General features: G+C 61.7%; 3 protein-coding genes and 1 pseudogene. 2 read left to right on the forward strand and 2 right to left on the reverse strand.

Annotated features, from left to right (window positions below):
- Both WB785_RS21855 and WB785_RS21860 read left to right on the forward strand, forming a co-directional pair.
- A pseudogene (locus tag WB785_RS21855) lies at positions 1 to 139 on the forward strand (glycoside hydrolase); the annotation flags it as partial.
- Between the two features lie 73 nt (positions 140 to 212).
- Positions 213 to 1,343 (forward strand): SecDF P1 head subdomain-containing protein, encoded by a 1,131-nt coding sequence (locus WB785_RS21860; protein WP_424081749.1) that lies wholly within the window; start codon positions 213 to 215, stop codon positions 1,341 to 1,343.
- Here WB785_RS21860 and WB785_RS21865 read toward each other — a convergent pair.
- Both WB785_RS21865 and WB785_RS21870 read right to left on the reverse strand, forming a co-directional pair.
- The gene (locus WB785_RS21865; RefSeq protein ID WP_424081751.1) at positions 1,337 to 1,624 is read right to left on the reverse strand and encodes a hypothetical protein; all 288 of its coding nucleotides are present in this window, start codon (positions 1,622 to 1,624) and stop codon (positions 1,337 to 1,339) included. The two genes, WB785_RS21860 and WB785_RS21865, sit on opposite strands and share 7 nt — an antisense overlap.
- Before the next feature lie 28 nt (positions 1,625 to 1,652).
- Positions 1,653 to 2,510 carry an SAM-dependent methyltransferase gene (locus WB785_RS21870; RefSeq protein WP_424081753.1) on the reverse strand — a complete coding sequence of 286 codons (858 nt, stop codon included), beginning with the start codon at positions 2,508 to 2,510 and terminating at the stop codon, positions 1,653 to 1,655.
- Between the last annotated feature and the right edge of the window lie 257 nt (positions 2,511 to 2,767).

The raw sequence follows: 2,767 nt of genomic DNA on the forward strand, positions 1-2,767 counted from the left end.
GCCGAGCTGGACGGCGGACTACGGCAACGAAACCGCCAACCATTACGACCATGTGCACATCGCCACCGACGGCGGCGGCTACCCGAGCGGGCACGAAACGTACTACATCGGGTCGATGACCCCTACCCCGCCAGCCTGACTGATTCTGACGAACGGTGCTCAACCGCGCCCCTCGCCGACGATCACTAAGCCGACCCCCTTAAATAGTGAACATGCTTCCGGATCCAGCGCCGCCACCGAGCGCGCGTCGTCAGCTTGCCTGTTACGCGTTGGCATTTCTCACCGTGGTCGCCGCTGCCGCGCTGGTAATCCTGCTGATATCCCCCGAAAAGCCAGGCGGATCGGTCATCGACCGGCAGGGCGGCACCCGGGTTACCTTGACCGCACACAACTTCGACGGCTCGCCGCCGACACCCGATGTGCTATCCGAGGCCCAGCACATCATCGGCTCCCGCGTGGCCGGTCTGGGCTTCGCCCACCCGCAAATGGATTCCAGCGGTGACACGCTGACCCTCACCGTGCCCGGTAACCACCCTGAACAGACCCGCAATCTCGGCCAGACTGGACAGTTTCACATCCGGCCGGTGCTCGCTTCAGTGCCGGCAAAGCCTGGCCTAGGCGGCGCACGGTCAAAGGCGCAGACCCCGGAAGACCGCAGCCAGCGCATCGCCGACGAGAAGAAATTCCGACAGAGCACATCGCGTGCCGTACAGCTGATCGGCCTGCAGTTCCAAGCCACCCGCTGCGACAAACCAGATGCCTTGGCCGACAACGACGATCCCGACTTGCCGCTGGTCACCTGCTCGACCGACCATAAAGTCGCGTACGTTCTCGCGCCGTCAATCATCAGCGGCAACCAAATCCAAGACGCCAGCTCCAGCTTTGACCAACAGCGCGGCAACTATGTGGTCAACGTGCAGTTCACCAGCGCCGCAACAAGAACCTGGGCTCAATTCACAGCCGCGCACGTCGGCGCCCAGACAGCGTTCACCGTGGACTCACAAGTGATCAGCGCGCCCCAAATCCGGGACGCAATGACCCACGGCAAGACCCAAATCAGCAGCGGACAAACAGCCTTCACTGCCGACAATGCACGCGTGCTGGCCAACACTCTGAAATACGGCCCGCTCCCATTGTCCTTCGAGACGTCGGGGTCCGAAATCATTGCACCCAAGTCGGTTTCAGCCGCACACGGGCAATCGCGTCTCGCAACGTGGCCGGTCATCGCGACATCAGGCCTGCTTGCGGCTCTGCTGTGCGCACAGGCCTACCTCTATCGGGCGAAAATCCGCACGTTGCTGTTTCCGCGACGGCGGCGGCCGAACCGAACACCAAATCACTGAACTCGATCGGCTCCGTACCACACGCCGTCGGGAGCGCCTACGGCGCCGGCTTTTTCACGCGCAGCTGCAAGTTCAGCAGATGAAGCGAATCGGCGTGCCTTGTCCAGATTTTGCATGTCCATGACGACGATGACAGTGTCGGGATCGCCGGCATCAATATAGGTTCCGGTAACCACCAAGCCGTGATCGCGCCGTACTTCATCAAGTTGGGGATCGCGAAAAACCTTGTTCCATTGTTCAACACTGGCGACTCGCTGCTTGACGAGCATCACTCCCGACATGATCAATCCTCCTGAAAGGGTTGGTTTTTCACGGCGCGGCTTTGTATGCACTCGCCAGCCAAGCACGGCCGGCTCCATCGGTGTTTGGATCGAATGCGGGCGGAGCGGGACGGCCGTATTGAGCGGCAACCTGTGCAACTTCAACGACGTCGGCGTTCCAGCCACGTTTGTGCAGCCAACCGCTGAGATCTTCGGACGGGCCACCCTGCCACATCGAAACGAGTTCGGCCGAGATCGCGGCTCGGGCGGCGCGCAGCAGTGCGGAATCCTCGGCGTGGTCACACGCCAATGTGCTTCCCGGGCTCGAACAATCTGTAATGCGCTCAAGGAAAAGATCGGCGGCAGACGGGTCAAGCGCATACAGGATCCCTTCGGCCAACCACGACGTGGGTTTAGCGGGATCGAACCCGGCATTGAGCAGGGCTGCGGGCCAGTCGGATCGCAAGTCCAGCGCGACTTCGACGCGCCTACAATGCGGCCGGGCGTGCATCTCCTGCAGCACAGTGGATTTGAAGGCCAAAACTTCGGGTTGGTCGACTTCATAAACCGTGGTGCCGGTCGGCCAGCCCAGCCGAAACGCTCGACTATCCATCCCGCACGCGAGCAGCACAACTTGGTCGACACCCGCTATTGCAGCCTCCAGAAGCGCGTCGTCGAAATAGCGTGTGCGCACGGCGACTTGCCCAGCCATGAGGTGCAGAAAATCGGGCCCGTCGCTCCTGCTGTTCCACATGGATCCGCCGGGATCGGCACGATCAACGAACGCCTGCGCATACGCATCGTTGAATAACCGGTTGGTGCGACTGCTTTCGCGCGCACGCAACACCGCCACACCGAGTGAAGTCGCGCCAATACCCGTCGGCGCCGTACGAGGCTGCTCGGTCATATCGCGCTCCTTTTTGCTCCGCGGTCGGAACGAAGCTATGTCTACAGTTGTAGACAAGTCCAACCTTACGCTTGGTAGACCGATGTTGTCTACAGTTGTAGATAACCCGATGGAGGTGGCATGCCACGCACGGCCAACCAAGCAAGCGCGGACCCAACCCCGCAGCGGCGCAACGCCGCTGCCCCCCGAGCACGACTTCTGCACGCAGCCCGAGCACAGTTCTTACGCCACGGCTATCGCGCCACCTCGCTGCGCTC

This window comes from Mycobacterium sp., assembly GCF_049585075.1.
GTDB lineage: Bacteria > Actinomycetota > Actinomycetes > Mycobacteriales > Mycobacteriaceae > Mycobacterium.